Source organism: uncultured Cyclobacterium sp. (genome assembly GCF_963976465.1).
GTDB lineage: Bacteria > Bacteroidota > Bacteroidia > Cytophagales > Cyclobacteriaceae > Cyclobacterium.
The window spans coordinates 1-14231 of sequence record NZ_CAXBOC010000079.1 but is presented as its reverse complement, the minus strand read 5'-3'; the positions used below and the strand labels follow the sequence as shown (position 1 = coordinate 14231).

At 38.6% G+C, this 14231-nt stretch carries 14 protein-coding genes; 10 read left to right on the top strand and 4 right to left on the bottom strand.

Annotated features, from left to right (window positions below):
• Together AAC037_RS06605 and AAC037_RS06600 are read right to left on the bottom strand one after the other, a co-directional pair.
• Window positions 1–727: hypothetical protein (locus AAC037_RS06605; protein WP_339902240.1), on the bottom strand; the 727-nt coding region annotated here is incomplete at its 3' end.
• Entirely contained in the window at window positions 708–1256 is a 549-nt protein-coding gene (locus AAC037_RS06600) for an RNA polymerase sigma factor (protein ID WP_339902239.1), read from the bottom strand. The genes AAC037_RS06605 and AAC037_RS06600, both read right to left, overlap by 20 nt.
• Before the next feature lie 420 nt (window positions 1257–1676).
• On the opposite strand from AAC037_RS06600, the gene AAC037_RS06595 reads away from it, so the two are divergent.
• The 6 genes from AAC037_RS06595 to AAC037_RS06570 all read left to right on the top strand — a co-directional run bounded on the left by AAC037_RS06595 (window position 1677) and on the right by AAC037_RS06570 (window position 8158).
• Window positions 1677–2399 carry a hypothetical protein gene (locus AAC037_RS06595; RefSeq protein ID WP_339902238.1) on the top strand — a complete coding sequence of 241 codons (723 nt, stop codon included), beginning with the start codon at window positions 1677–1679 and terminating at the stop codon, window positions 2397–2399.
• A gap of 68 nt (window positions 2400–2467) precedes the next feature.
• Window positions 2468–3346, top strand: a complete 879-nt coding sequence (lipA, locus tag AAC037_RS06590; RefSeq protein ID WP_303612976.1) for a lipoyl synthase — start codon at window positions 2468–2470, stop codon at window positions 3344–3346.
• Between the two features lie 242 nt (window positions 3347–3588).
• Window positions 3589–4185 carry an SPOR domain-containing protein gene (locus AAC037_RS06585; RefSeq protein ID WP_339902237.1) on the top strand — a complete coding sequence of 199 codons (597 nt, stop codon included), beginning with the start codon at window positions 3589–3591 and terminating at the stop codon, window positions 4183–4185.
• 109 nt (window positions 4186–4294) lie between these two features.
• A complete protein-coding gene (recJ, locus tag AAC037_RS06580; RefSeq protein ID WP_339902236.1) occupies window positions 4295–5995 on the top strand; it encodes a single-stranded-DNA-specific exonuclease RecJ in 1701 nt (566 codons plus the stop codon).
• Between the two features lie 2 nt (window positions 5996–5997).
• Window positions 5998–6723 carry an LPS export ABC transporter ATP-binding protein gene (gene lptB, locus AAC037_RS06575; protein WP_339902235.1) on the top strand — a complete coding sequence of 242 codons (726 nt, stop codon included), beginning with the start codon at window positions 5998–6000 and terminating at the stop codon, window positions 6721–6723.
• The gene (locus AAC037_RS06570) at window positions 6653–8158 is read left to right on the top strand and encodes a GH3 auxin-responsive promoter family protein (RefSeq protein WP_339902241.1); all 1506 of its coding nucleotides are present in this window, start codon (window positions 6653–6655) and stop codon (window positions 8156–8158) included. The genes lptB and AAC037_RS06570 overlap by 71 nt, the downstream gene beginning before the upstream one ends.
• Window positions 8159–8627: 469 nt before the next feature.
• Here the strand turns inward: AAC037_RS06570 and mazG are convergent, their stop codons facing one another.
• Window positions 8628–9431 (bottom strand): nucleoside triphosphate pyrophosphohydrolase, encoded by an 804-nt coding sequence (gene mazG, locus AAC037_RS06565; protein ID WP_339902234.1) that lies wholly within the window; start codon window positions 9429–9431, stop codon window positions 8628–8630.
• A gap of 74 nt (window positions 9432–9505) precedes the next feature.
• Between mazG and AAC037_RS06560 the strand changes: the two genes are divergently transcribed.
• From AAC037_RS06560 to AAC037_RS06550, 3 genes are read left to right on the top strand one after another with little or no spacing between them, the layout of a single operon-like run.
• Entirely contained in the window at window positions 9506–9736 is a 231-nt protein-coding gene (locus AAC037_RS06560; RefSeq protein WP_014019156.1) for a hypothetical protein, read from the top strand.
• 49 nt (window positions 9737–9785) lie between these two features.
• Window positions 9786–11174: a phosphoglucosamine mutase gene (gene glmM, locus AAC037_RS06555; RefSeq protein WP_339902233.1), complete on the top strand. Its 1389-nt coding sequence runs from the start codon at window positions 9786–9788 to the stop codon at window positions 11172–11174.
• 24 nt (window positions 11175–11198) lie between these two features.
• On the top strand, window positions 11199–12347 hold the full coding sequence (locus AAC037_RS06550) for a cysteine desulfurase family protein (protein ID WP_339902232.1): 1149 nt from the start codon (window positions 11199–11201) through the stop codon (window positions 12345–12347).
• Between the two features lie 7 nt (window positions 12348–12354).
• Here the strand turns inward: AAC037_RS06550 and AAC037_RS06545 are convergent, their stop codons facing one another.
• Complete coding sequence (locus AAC037_RS06545) at window positions 12355–13311, bottom strand: pyridoxal-phosphate dependent enzyme (protein ID WP_339902231.1); 957 nt, start codon at window positions 13309–13311, stop codon at window positions 12355–12357.
• A gap of 151 nt (window positions 13312–13462) precedes the next feature.
• On the opposite strand from AAC037_RS06545, the gene AAC037_RS06540 reads away from it, so the two are divergent.
• On the top strand, window positions 13463–14170 hold the full coding sequence (locus AAC037_RS06540; RefSeq protein ID WP_339902230.1) for a peptidoglycan DD-metalloendopeptidase family protein: 708 nt from the start codon (window positions 13463–13465) through the stop codon (window positions 14168–14170).
• Window positions 14171–14231 lie beyond the last annotated feature (61 nt).

Here is a 14231-nt window from a genome sequence, read left to right as displayed (position 1 = left end):
CTCCCAGATTTATTCCTGACACTGGATTGGAATTGGCTTGAGGACTTACCATTAGCCCTAGTTTAAAGGTCTTTTCAGAAGACGCTACTTCTTTAGACTGCTCTTCTGAACCCGGTGATTTCCATTGATCCACCAATGATTGGGCTTCTGCGACAGACATTGCCTTATGGTCCCCTAAATCCAATCCGGCATTGTTTTGAAGGGTATCAAAACTTGCTGCTATTGCAGACTGAAATTCATCCCAAGTCAAAGAAAAATCTTCTAAAATGAAGGGAATCAAGCTTTCCTCCTGATTTGGAACTATGGGAACTTGCCCCCTATTAATATCAATATTTTGTTCAGTTTTTAGATTAGATGTCTTTGATTTATACGGATCAATATGTTCTTGCTCCGTATTATCTTGGGCACTTGATGCAATATTATTGCCCAACTCAATATTCTGTTCTTCTTTTCTGAAAGAAGGTAACTTTTCATTTACAACTGCATCAGTAATGGATTTTACCTTTTGCCCAATTTCTTTTTGTTTTGGAAAATATAAGAAAAAGAACAATAAACTAGCCGCAACCCCGGCAGTCACAAATGGCCAATAGATCATCCAAGCCGGTTTCTTAGGCTTAAAATAAGCATCTGAAAACTTATCCCACTGTTTGGGATCATATGGCTCCTCATGATTGCTGAAGGAGGCTTCTATTTTCTCCGCTAGTTTCTTATCGAACTGCTCCTTCATTTTTTATACAATTAAGTGCAATAATTTTGTCTCTTAACCTCTCCTTAGCCCTTGCCAAATAGGTGCGACAGGTGCTAGATGGAATGCCTAACTTTTCGCTAATTTCTGCATGCCTATACCCTTCTATTTCGTACATATTAAAAATAACTCTCAGAATATCAGGTAATTCGCTAAGACAATTTAAAATTTCCTCTTTCGAAAGCTCATCTATGATATCAGGATTATAAGTTTCAGCATGCGCTTTTTCTATATCCATGATCCCTTGATGTTTTAAATTCTTCCGGTAGTAATCCACGGAAGTATTAATGATTATCCGTCGAAACCAATACTTAAAAGAATTGTCTAAACTAAACTGGTCCAACTTATCAAAGGCTTTCATGTAACTATCATTTACAATCTCGCAGGCCTCCTCCCGATTCCCGGAATACCTTAGAGCAATACTCATAGCATAGCCATAAAAGTGCCTATAAAGCCTTTCTAACGATTTTTTATCTCGCTTCTGTGCTTCTTGTATGAGATCCTTCTCCAAAAGCCTATTTTTTATTGGGTATATTTTTAACCTATACGGACAGTACTTAGAAAACGCTACAGCAACTGTAATATTTTCCTGTTATTTTTAATATTTACACAAATCAGGACTTTTGATAACTCAATAAAAACACAGTTATACAGCTATCATACAGCCTCTTACTCATTGTTCAAAGAAAAGAAAAGGAGGAATAAAAAAATTATGAATTGCCTCTTTCTTTTCCATCAATTTTATTGACCAATAGGATTTATTTTAGAAAAAGGTTTTATTGCTTAATACTATTCAACCCAACTCGTACATTAACACGACATAATTTGCTGCTTTTGCATGATAAACTTAATCTGACTATTTTTAGTACCTGATAAATAACAATAAATGTAAATTTAGCGTTTAAATTGTTAATCGCTTATAACTAAAGAAATGAAATATTTCCTATTGTTTACTTTCCTTTTCGCCTCCTGCTTCAGTTTAAAGGCGCAGGAAGAAGAATCCGGCAACTATGACTATGACAAAGAGGTGCTCTTTGGCATCAATAAAAACACCAATGGCGGATTGATTGGAGGTGTAAGTTTTAAAATTGGTTCCAGAATAAATGACAACCTGTTCCAATTTTTTAATTTAGAACTGGCCAATGTCAAAAACCCTAAAGAAGTGAGGTACCCAACTGCTTTGGGCAACACCTATATTTTTGGCAAGTCAAATTACCTCTATGCTATTCGACCTCAATATGGTCGAGAAATAATTGCTTTTAAGAAAGCTCCTCATCAAGGGGTCCAAATTTCATTTTTAGCAGCCATTGGACCAACCATTGGTTTACTTGCTCCATATTATATAGAGTATTATATTAATCGGACGGAAACTGTGCGAGAACCTTATGATCCGGAAGTCCATCAAAGTAAATTTGATATACTTGGTCCTGGCCGACTTTTTGAAGGAATCGGAGAATCTGAAATTGCTTTTGGTGGAAATGCCAAAGCAGCCATCAATTTCGAATTTGGTTTTTTAAAGTCAAATGTAACAGGTCTGGAACTTGGCTACCAATTAGAAGGTTTTACCAAAGAGATTCCCTTAATGCCTACCACCGAAAACAGACAAATATTCCAATCGGCGTTTGTCACCCTCTACTATGGATTTAGAAGATAGAGAGTTCGGCATTCATTTGGGTTAACTCAAATTTAATGACTAATTTTGAACGGATTTAACAACCCGATATGATAGAATTACCTGTAATTTCTGAAGAACAAACCAAAAGAAAAAAGCCCAATTGGTTAAGGGTTAAATTACCTGTGGGTAAAGAATATGCCCATGTTCGCAAATTAGTAGATGAGCACAAACTACACACCATTTGCGAAAGTGGAAATTGCCCAAATATGGGTGAATGCTGGGGAGCAGGAACTGCAACCTTTATGATTCTAGGCAATGTTTGTACAAGGTCATGCTCTTTTTGTGCGGTAGCCACAGGCAGGCCGCCGGAATATGATGAAGACGAACCCAGAAGAGTTGCTGAAGCCATAACATTGATGCAAGTCAAACATGCTGTAATCACTTCAGTAAATAGAGATGAACTGAAAGACAAAGGTGCAGATATTTGGTACAGGACAGTAGCCGAAACCAAGAAAAGTTCCCCAGAAACCACCATCGAAACCTTAATTCCTGATGTAAAGAGTAATTGGGACGCATTGTACCGAATGATAAGTGCAGGGCAAGAAGTGGTATCACACAATGTAGAGACGGTTGAAAGACTCTACAGAAGGGTTAGGCCTCAGGCCAAATACCACCGGTCACTTGAGCAAATAAAACTTACCAAGGAGTTTGGTAAAAGGACTAAAACAGGCATTATGCTAGGCTTAGGTGAAAAGCAAGATGAGGTGCATAAGGCCATGGATGATTTAGCTGAAAATGGCTGCGACATATTAACGCTCGGCCAATATTTACAGCCCACCAAAATGCATATTGAGGTTGCTGAATTTATTCATCCGGATCAATTTGATGCTTACCGAGAAGAAGGGCTAAAAAGAGGCTTAAAATATGTGGAATCAGGCCCACTGGTGAGGTCTTCTTACCATGCAGAGCGTCATGTGAACGTATAAATTAACTATACCTTATCAGTCTAGTTCCAGTAAATATTCTTTATTTACGGAAAGACAAAAGAATAAGTGACTGTAAAGCAAACACTTACTCCAAGACAAAATTCCAGCACCCTGGTCAACTTTATAATAGAATACCGGGGTGCTATGATTTTTTTAAGGAAGGAAAGGATAATGGCTAATTTTTTGTACCTTATGCCTGTCTATACCTTAGCAATATAACGGGATTTTAAACGTGCATTAAAATGACTTTTACCAAAACATTACTAATAGTAATAATCGCTACAGTTTTTTTCAACTGTTCTTCTAAGACAGTAGGTGGGCTAACAAAAGAGGAGTACAAATCCTGGAAACAACAGAAAAAAGAAATGAGTCCTGAAGCATTTAAAGCTTTGGTCGAAGAAAAAAACACTCTATCTCAAGAGAATTTTAATCTTTTGGAAAAAATCTCCTATATCGAGCAACAAATCAGTAGAAAAGAAAATGAGATTGACAGGCTCTCCCAACAGGTCATAAGCTTAAGTACTGAACAAAACCAAGAATCGAACGAAAACAGAAACCCTCTCGAGGATGAGTGGAATAAGGGTCTTGTTTTCAAAGTCCAATTGGCTGCATTTGATGAGCTCGACTTAAGGGAGCTTACCGAGAATGGCAGTGACTTAAAAATAATCGATGAAGACGGGTATATCAAATATATTTTGGGTCAATTTAGAGATTACGACATGGCAGATCTATTCAAGAAAAAACTGAGGAAAATTGGGGTTAAAGAAGCCTGGATTGTTCCTTACAAAGATGGAAATAGAATCGCCCTTAAAGAGGTTCTTTCTGAAGTCATTGAATAATTGGTAATGTTCTCAATGCATGGACATTAAGTAAAACGTACAATTTATATTAAAATTATTAAGGTGTTTTTTTAGTTGAATCGCCTGTTTGTTTTGTAATTTACGCGCCATGGACTATAGATGGAAACATAAAGACAAGGCAAATTCCGAATTAGTAGAACACCTCAGCAATGAAATTAACGTAAACCCAACACTAGCCAATGTGCTGGTGAACCGCGGCATTTCTGACTTTCAACAAGCTAAGGATTTCTTCCGACCTGACTTAGATAAACTACATGACCCCTACCTCATGAAAGACATGGATGTGGCCGTTCAAAGGTTACATCAAGCGATTGAGAAAAGTGAAAACATACTGGTTTATGGAGATTACGATGTAGATGGAACCACATCTGTGGCACTTTTTTACGGATTTATTCGATCGTTTTATCCAAATGTAGCTTTTTATATTCCTGACAGATACAAAGAGGGCTATGGTATTTCTGAGAAAGGGGTTCGTTATGCAGCAGAAAATAATTTTAGCTTGGTAGTTTCTCTTGATTGTGGAATCAAAGCCTTAGATAAAATTGACTTGGCCAATGAATTGGGTGTAGATTTCATTATTTGTGACCACCATACACCGGGGGAAACCCTGCCCCAAGCCATCGCCGTTTTAGACCCTAAAAGAAAAGACTGCCCCTACCCTTTTAAAGAATTAAGCGGCTGTGGAGTAGGCTTTAAACTCATTCAAGCTTTTTCTCAATTTACAGGAAGAAATCAAAACAATCTCTACGCTTTCTTAGACTTGCTGGTGATCAGTATTGCATCAGACATTGTACCCATTTCAGGAGAAAATAGAATATTGGCCTACTTTGGTCTGGAAAGACTGAACAACAATCCCAGACCTGGAATAAAAGCGCTTATTCTAAAAGGTAAATTAGAAAAAGATATTAACATTACAGATATTGTTTTTAAAATTGGCCCAAGGATTAATGCCTCAGGGAGGCTGGAACATGCCAAAGCCTCAGTAGAACTCCTTATTTCAAAGGACCTGGACGAGGCTGTTCGACGTGCAGAACTCGTAGAGGATGTTAATGCAGCACGGAAAAATTTCGATGAAAACATCACCAGGGAAGCCTTGGAAATGATAGAAGCCAAGGAAATGGACGGAGAGTTTAGGAGCACCGTGTTATTCAAAGAAGACTGGCACAAAGGCGTCATCGGCATAGTGGCTTCTCGTTGCATAGAAAAATATTATCGACCAACCATCATACTTACAGAGTCCAACAATAAAGCCACAGGCAGTGCTCGATCCGTATTTGATTTCAATATTTATGAAGCCATAGAAGAGTGCAGCGACCTGCTAGAACAGTTTGGAGGACATAAATATGCGGCCGGCCTCACCCTATCCGTAGAGAATGTACCCGCATTTCAAGAGAAGTTTGAATCAGTAGTAAGCAATAGGGTAAGTGAAATCCATATGAAACCCATTTTGGAGATTGATGATGAATTAATCCTGGATCAAATCAACTATAGATTTTACAATATTCTTAAACAGATGACTCCCTTTGGACCGGGAAACCCCGAACCTGTATTCTGCGCCAACCAGGTTTTTGCAGAAAACGTACGTGTGCTAAAAGACAAACATCTACGTTTTGACATTATTCAAGATGGACAGAGCACCAAACCTGTATGCATCGGGTTTGGTTTTGCAGATTATTACGACTTATTAAATAGTAAAATGCGATTTAATATCGCCTTTGAAATAAGAGAAAACACATTCAGAAACACCAGTAGTTTGCAACTTTACGTAAAGGATATCAAATTTGATTAAACATGATATTAAAGGCAGAGCACCTTGTTAAAATATACAAGAAAAAGAAGGTAGTAAACGATATTTCCGTGGAAGTAGGACAAGGAGAAATCGTAGGGCTTCTAGGGCCAAATGGAGCAGGAAAAACCACCTCGTTTTATATGATAGTGGGATTGGTACAACCCAACGGAGGAACCGTATACCTGGACAACCAAGACATTACTCCTTTACCTATGTACAAAAGGGCAAAGTTAGGCATTGGGTATCTTGCTCAAGAAGCCTCTGTATTCAGAAAACTAACTGTAGAGGAAAACATCATGGCTGTTTTGGAAATGAGTAATATCCCCAAGAAAGCACAAAAGGAAAAAGTTGAAGAGTTATTAGAAGAGTTTAGCCTTACCCATGTTAGAAAGAACTTGGGCATGGTGCTCTCCGGAGGGGAAAGAAGGCGCACAGAGATTGCCAGAGCACTATCTGTAGATCCTAATTTTGTATTGCTCGATGAGCCATTTGCTGGAGTGGATCCAATTGCTGTAGAAGAAATCCAGAGCATCGTAGCCAAATTAAAAAATAAAAATATCGGTATACTCATTACTGATCACAATGTAAATGAAACCTTATCCATTACAGACCGTGCTTACTTAATGTTTGAAGGCAAACTCCTGAAGGCAGGAACAGCTGAAGAACTGGCAGCCGATCCTAAAAAACCGCATAGGCCAGATCGAAAAATTCAAAAACAATCCACTTGAAACCCAAAGAGAGATCTTATTCAAGTTGATTCATACGGCAAAACATACGGAGTTTGGCAAGAGATACAATTTTGGGAAAATTTCTGCTTATGAAGACTATAATGCATGGGTGCCTGTTCATGATTATGAAACCATAAAGCCCTATATTGAGCAAACCATGAAAGGCCAGCAAAATGTATTATGGCCTACCACAATTCATTGGTTCTCAAAATCTTCGGGCACAACATCTTCCAGGAGTAAATTCATCCCGGTCTCTCCTGAAAGTCTGGAAGACTGCCATTTTAAAGGAGGAAAAGACATGCTTTCCCTCTATATTAACAATTATCCTGAAACCAAACTATTCACCGGAAAGAGCCTTACCATTGGAGGAAGTTTGCAGACAAACAACCTTGATTTTAATGAAAATAGTTTTTCAGGAGATATTTCAGCTGTAATCACAAGAAATCTACCCGTATGGGCCCAAATGGCCAGAACACCAAGTTTAGAGGTGGCTTTGATGAGTGAGTGGGAGGAGAAAATTGAAAAAATGGTAGAGGAGACCTTGAAAGAAAATGTCACGAGCCTTACAGGTGTTCCCACCTGGACCTTAGTCCTGCTCAAAAAAGTACTTGAAAAAACCAATAGTAAAAACATCTTGGAGGTATGGCCTAATCTGGAAGTATTCTTTCACGGCGCAGTAGCCTTTGGCCCTTATAAAAGCATTTTTGAAAGCTTAATTCCGAGCCCAAATATGCATTATATGGAGACCTATAATGCCTCAGAAGGCTTTTTCGGCATCAAAGATCAAAAAGACTCTGACGAATTATTGCTTATGCTGGATTATGGTATTTTTTATGAGTTCATCCCAATGGAAGAGATTGAAAGCGAGCATCCGGAGATTATCCCTTTGGATAAAGTAAAAAAAGATAAAAATTATGCATTGTTGATTTCAACCAATGCCGGATTGTGGAGATACAAAATTGGAGACACTGTAAAATTCACTTCAATAAACCCCTACAGAATAAAGATTTCCGGAAGGACCAAACATTTTATCAATGCCTTTGGGGAGGAGCTGATTGTAGAAAATGCAGAGAAGGCCATGGAAATCACCTGTAATGCTACCGGAGCAACCATTAGTAACTTTACCGCCGCCCCGGTCTATTTTGACAGCAATCACCAACAAGGTACACACGAATGGATTATTGAATTTGTCAATTTCCCCAATAACAAGGCAGAATTCCTTCAAAGGCTGGATCAGGAATTGCGCAATGTAAATTCAGATTACGATGCGAAGAGGTATAAGGACATGGTATTGAAACTTCCTATCCTCCATTTTGCTTCAGAAGGCTTGTTTACAAAATGGCTTAAATCTAAAGGACGCTTGGGTGGTCAAAATAAAGTTCCAAGGCTTTCTAACAATAGAGAATATATTGAAGAGATATTAAAATTCGTTTAATACGAATCATGAAAAAGACAATCTATGGCTTGATGAAATGCTTTAAAACAAGCATTTCATCAAGCCATTTTCTCCAAAAAAGCGACTGATTTATTGAGTCTTCCCTAGCCCTGATTAACTCTTTTTGGCTCCAAGCAGATAAACCAAAGAAGATTCTAAATTCAGATAAAATAAGCCAAAAAAAACAAATGGTATTCACTTAGGAAAGGTAGAGAGTAACCTATGCAAAACAGCCTATATTTAGCGCATTTGAGGAATTAAAAAAGCAAGAAATATTTATCCACAATTCACATCAGTTATCCACACACATCGATATTAAACATATAACCATTTGTTTTTCAGTATTTTATGAAAATTAAAAAAATTGTGTTTTTGTGGAAAACTTAAAATAAGTATATTTTATCTATTTTAATCTAAGCCTAAAAAGTGGATAACTCTCTGTTCAGAATTTTCTTTCAATTCTAGTATATTATTCCTTATTTTTCGCAGCTTCCCAATAGGCATCCATTTCGTCCAAACTCATGTCAGCCAAAGTTTTTCCTGAAGCTTTGGCAGCATTTTCAAGGTATTGAAACCTATAGATAAACTTTTTATTGGTCTTCTCTAAAGCTTCTTCAGGGTTTACACCAATAAACCGGGAATAGTTAATCAAGGAAAATAAAAGATCCCCAAATTCTTTGGTGGCCTCCTCTTGATTGACAGGCACCTCGTCAGTGGCATCAAAATTCTCTCGGAATTCCGCCATCTCTTCTTCCACCTTTCCCCACACCTGCTGCTTTTCTTCCCAATCAAAGCCTACCCCGCGAGCTTTTTCTTGTATACGCATGGCCTTGATCAAGGCTGGTAATGACCGTGGCACTCCACCGAGCACACTCGTATTTCCTTTTTCTTTAAGTTTTATCTTTTCCCAATTTTGCTTTACTTCCTCTTCATTATCAGCCGCTGTATCTCCATAAATATGAGGATGTCTCCGAATCAACTTTTCATTCAACTGTTCAATCACTTCCCCTATATCAAAGGCATTCTTCTCATCACCTAACCGTGAATAAAATACAATGTGCAACAGAATATCACCTAATTCTTTACTAATCTCTTCCAAATCATTATCTAAGATAGCATCTGAAAGCTCAAATGTCTCTTCAATAGTCGAATGCCTTAAACTCTCAATGGTTTGCTTTCTATCCCAAGGGCATTTTTCACGGAGTTCGTCCATGATGGTCAATAACTTGTCAAAAGCAGCTAACTGCTCTTTCCTTTTTTCCGGATTATTCATAAAAAGGGAGGAAACTTATATTTTGGTATAAACGTTTTGAAAGTATTACGTAAATTTGCAGAAATAAAATTGATATGACAACTGTATATTTAACATTGGCATTCCTGGCATTATTTTTCATTTTAATGTCTGTAAGGTTAATATTCTTAAAAAACGGACAATTTAAAGGCACTTGTGCCTCTCAAAACCCCTACTTAAACAAGGAAGGCGAAACCTGTGGCTACTGTGGTAAAAAAGTAGACGACGGAAGCTCCTGTGGCAATCCTGACAACGAAGTAGACAAGGTCATGGCCAAATTCAAATAAGAACAATCATCCAATACTCATTTTTATAACCTTCCATTAAATTCTTTAAATGGCATTAATTAAATCGATTTCCGGTATTAGAGGAACTATAGGCGGAAAACCAGGAGATGGACTTTCCCCTTTAGACATTGTGAAATTCTCAGCTGCCTATGGGGCCTGGGTTTTAGAAAATTCATCAAATAAAAAAATTGTATTGGGTAGAGATGCCAGAATCTCCGGAGAGATGGTCTCTCAATTGGTGGCAAGCACCCTTCAAGGATTAGGCATTGATGTCATTGATCTGGGCTTGAGCACCACCCCAACTGTGGAGCTTGCCGTTCCTAGAGAAAATGCAGGAGGAGGCATCATTATTACCGCCAGCCACAACCCCATTCAGTGGAATGCACTAAAACTTCTCAATTCACAAGGGGAATTTATTTCAGATAGTGAAGGCAAAGAAGTGCTGGACAAGGCTGAAAAAGCAGATTTCACCTTTGCAGAAGTTAGAAAACTAGGGAATTATACCCAAAGAGAAGATTACCTTGACATTCATATCCAACATGTTTTGGACTTGAAACTGGTGGACCCTGCTGCCATTGCTGCGAGAAAATTCAAGATCGTCATAGATTGTGTCAACTCCACAGGGGGATTGGTTATTCCAAAGTTATTAACAGCTTTAGGTGTAGAGGTGATTGAAAAAATGTATTGCGAACCAAATGGTGACTTCCCTCATAACCCTGAGCCATTACCGGAACACCTTAGAGATATTTCCCTAAAGTTGGAAAATGGTAACTTTGATCTTGGAATTGTAGTTGATCCGGATGTAGATAGGCTGGCCTTTTTAAATGAAGATGGCAGCTTTTTTGGAGAAGAATACACCCTTGTAGCAGTGGCCGACTATGTGCTTTCTCAACAAAAAGGCAATACAGTCTCCAACCTTAGCTCTACTAGAGCATTGAGAGATGTAACTGAACTTAGGGGAGGTGAATACAATGCAGCAGCTGTGGGAGAAGTAAATGTGGTAAATCAAATGAAAGCAACCCATGCAATTATCGGCGGCGAGGGCAATGGTGGAGTCATTTATCCTGAATCCCACTACGGTAGAGATGCCTTGGTAGGAATAGGTTTGTTTCTTACTCACCTGGCCAAATTTGGAAAATCTGCAAGTAGACTGAGGGCCAGTTACCCCGGTTATTTTATTTCAAAAAATAAAATTGAACTTACTCCTTCAATCAATGTGGACAGCATTTTGGAGAAAATTCAGCGCAAATACCAAAAATACCCTATCAACACCATTGATGGAGTAAAAATAGAATTTGACAAAGAATGGGTGCATCTAAGGAAATCAAATACTGAACCTATTATACGAATTTATTCTGAGTCAGGAACTTCAGCTACCGCGGAGCACTTGGCCAATAAAATTATCCTAGATATCAAAGAGATAATTTCAGAGAAATAATCTGAAACTATCCATGCATTTACCATGAATGAATTGGCTAGCCTATATTTTGACAATGCAGCAACAACTTCTTTAGATGAACGTGTGCTGGAGGAGATGTTACCTTACCTAAAAAGTAATTTTGGCAACCCTTCCTCGGCGCATAGTCATGGCAGGGATGCCAGGGCCGCATTGGAAAAAGCCAGAAAAAAAATTGCAGGTTTACTCAATGTCAGTCCCGGAGAAATCATATTTACTTCAGGCGGCACTGAGGCCGACAATATGGCCATTTGTGGGGCAATTGCCACTTATGATATAAAACATATCATCACCTCTCCCATCGAACACCATGCCGTTTTGCATGTAGCAGAACAATTGGCTGAAAAGCAGAATATAAAGCTAAGCTTGCTTGATTGTGACAAAGAAGGCAGGCTAAATATGGAGCAATTGACCAAACTTTTGGAGAGTGAGCCCAACAGTTTGGTGAGTTTAATGCATGGAAACAATGAAATTGGAAATCTGAATGACATAAATAAAATAGCTGATCTGTGTGAACGACACAACAGCTATTTTCATTCAGACACAGTTCAAACAATGGGGCATTACCCCCTCGATTTAAAAACAATTCCAATTCATTCTCTCTCCGGTTCAGCACACAAATTTCATGGACCAAAGGGAGTGGGATTTATTTATATCAATAAAAATAAAAAAATTGACCCCTTAATTTATGGAGGTGGCCAAGAGAGAAGTTTTAGAGGAGGGACTGAAAATGTAGCCGGCATTATTGCCTTGGCAAAAGCCCTTGAATTGTCTTATGAAAACCAAGCGAGTCATGCAGAAGAGATTCTGGCGGTAAAAACCTATTTTAGGGATCAAATAATAAAAGCCATTCTGGGAGTAACCTTCAATGGTTTGTCGGCTAATCTCGACGAAAGCCTGTATACCATTCTTAATGTAAGCTTCCCTCCATCTGAAAGCAACGAGGGTATGCTTTTGTTCCACCTGGATCTAAATGGGATCTCCGTATCCGGAGGGTCTGCATGTTCTAGTGGTGCTCAACTAGGCTCACATGTTCTGAATGCACTTGGCACAAATCCAGGTAGAGAAAACGTTAGGTTTTCTTTTAGCCGCTTCAATACAAAAGCTGAAGTTGATCGTGTGATAAAAACATTGACTGATTTGTACCTTCCTTAAATCAAGCTTACTTAAAAGGCAATCGGGCCAAATCCACATTACCTCCTGATAGAATAATGCCCACATTATGATCGGCAAACAATTCTTTGTTTTGCAGAACAACAGCCAAAGCTACGGCACTACTTGGCTCAATCACAATTTTCATACGCTCATAGATCAAGCGCATGGCTGATACAATCTCTTGATCTGTAACGGTAAAAATTTTATCAACATCCTTCAAAATAATTTTAAAATTCAACTTTCCTAAAGAGGTCAGCAGCCCATCAGCAATCGTATTAGGCGATTGTACGGGTATTCTATGTCCCGCTTCAAAAGACATTTTAGCATCATTAGCCCCCTCAGGTTCAGCTCCGATGATTTTGGTGGTTGGAGAATAAAATTTTGCAGCCAATGCAGTCCCAGCCAATAAGCCTCCCCCACCTACCGGGGCAATTAAAAAATCCAAAGATCTATAAGACTCAAAAAGCTCTAGGGCACAAGTAGCCTGACCTTCCACCACATCGGAATGGTCGTAAGGAGGTATAAAAGTGGCTCCATACCGATTTACTATAGCTTCTAATCCTCCCTCTCTTGCCTTTAAGTTAGGTTCGCATTCAATTACTATTCCTCCATACCCCTCCACAGCATCTCTTTTTACCTGAGGAGCATTTGAAGGCATCACAATATAGGCCGGAATATAGGCCATTTTTGCCGCTCGAGCCAAAGCAGCTGCATGGTTACCGGAAGAATGGGTAGCCACTCCCTTGCTCCTTATCTCAGGAGCCATTTTAAGCACCGCATTGGCTGCCCCCCTTGCTTTAAAAGCACCTACTTTTTGAAAATTTTCACATTTAAACACCAAATTACAACCAGCCATTCCACTGATGGTTTCTGATAGCATCACCGGAGTGCGGTGTATCATACGATCAATTCTTTCTCTTGCTTTTAGAATACTATTGCCCGATATATTTGGCTGTTCTTTCATATTTCAAAATTGTAGATTATCTAAACAATGGACAATTAATCCACAAGGATTATCTACTGAGAATAAAAATAGCCACTGTCCATTTGCAATAAACTATATTCCCTATATTGAAAAAAATTTTTGACTTACATTTGCATATTATTTGAGCAATATGTCAATAAATCACCTGGAATTTTACCCGATAATGGGAGAAGTGCTGAATGGAAACAACACCATTTGGCTAGACATGAGCACAAACAATTTGAGTTTAAAGGAAATTGATCTTTTAGACACGCAGGCTTTTGAGCGTTATGTCACCGGTCTATTGGCCCAAAACAATAAGGTTTTTGGCATTGGAGGGTATTTGGAGATGCGCAGCATTTACCAAAGAAGTAGTGTGTTTGAAGACAGCACTGCAAATAAATTCAGAAATATTCATCTTGGAATAGACATTTGGTCCGCTGCCGGAACTGCAGTCCATTGCCCCATTAATGGAGTCCTCCATAGTTTTCAGGACAATAAGGGCTTTGGAAATTATGGGCCGACAGTAATCCTCATGCATTCATTCCAAGGAAATAATATTTATAGTCTTTATGGACACCTAAGCCATAAAGACTTGCTGCATTTAAAAGTAGGGCAGACATTTGAGAAAGGAGAGAAAATTGGGCATCTTGGTTCATCTCCGGAAAATGGCAATTGGCCTTCACACCTTCATTTTCAATTGATAAAAAATTTAGGCAGGAAATCAGGAGACTATCCGGGCGTATGTTCTAGCACAGAAAAGGAATGGTACCAAGATAACTGTCCGGACCCAACAGTATGGCTTGGCTTACAAGCTGAGAATAATAATAGAAAATTACATAATGAATCCTATAATTAAAGAAATAAGCACGTTTCGTAAACAATTGCATCAGGAACCGGAAATTTCAGGAGAAGAAAAA